This window comes from Bacillus sp. BC08, from assembly GCF_054326875.1.
This window is the reverse complement of the sequence record NZ_JBTGPA010000020.1, coordinates 1-512: the sequence shown is the minus strand read 5'-3', so window position 1 is coordinate 512 and position 512 is coordinate 1. Positions and strand designations below refer to the sequence as shown.

General features: G+C 40.8%; 1 protein-coding gene. It reads right to left on the bottom strand.

Features of this window, described 5'->3' with window-relative positions; genetic code table 11:
- Positions 1 to 512 (bottom strand): non-hydrolyzing UDP-N-acetylglucosamine 2-epimerase (gene wecB, locus ACXVYO_RS04395; RefSeq protein ID WP_458466146.1); only part of this gene is annotated, 512 nt, incomplete at both ends.

Below are 512 nucleotides of genomic sequence, written 5' to 3'. Positions count from 1 at the left end.
ATTGTCTCTTCGTCTGTTCCTGCTAATTTCAATGTACCTGCTTCAATACCTTCTGGGCGCTCCGTTGTATCACGAAGAACAAGAACCGGTACACCTAATGACGGCGCTTCCTCTTGTACACCACCAGAATCAGTTAACATTAAGTATGAACGAGCTGCAACATTGTGGAAATCAATTACATCTAGCGGCTCAATTAAATGAATACGACCATGATCGCCTAGAATGTCATTCGCTGTTTCACGAACAACTGGGTTCATATGAACCGGATACACAACTTGTACGTCTTCATGCTTATCAACAAGACGTTTAATTGCACGGAACATATTACGCATTGGCTCTCCTAAGTTTTCACGGCGGTGAGCTGTCATAAGTACAAGACGATCGTTTCCAAGTTTCTCTAGTACAGGATGACTATATGTTTCTTTTACAGTTGTTTTTAGTGCGTCAATTGCTGTATTTCCTGTTATGAAAATGCGTGACTCATCTTTATTTTCTTTCTGTAAGTTCGTTGC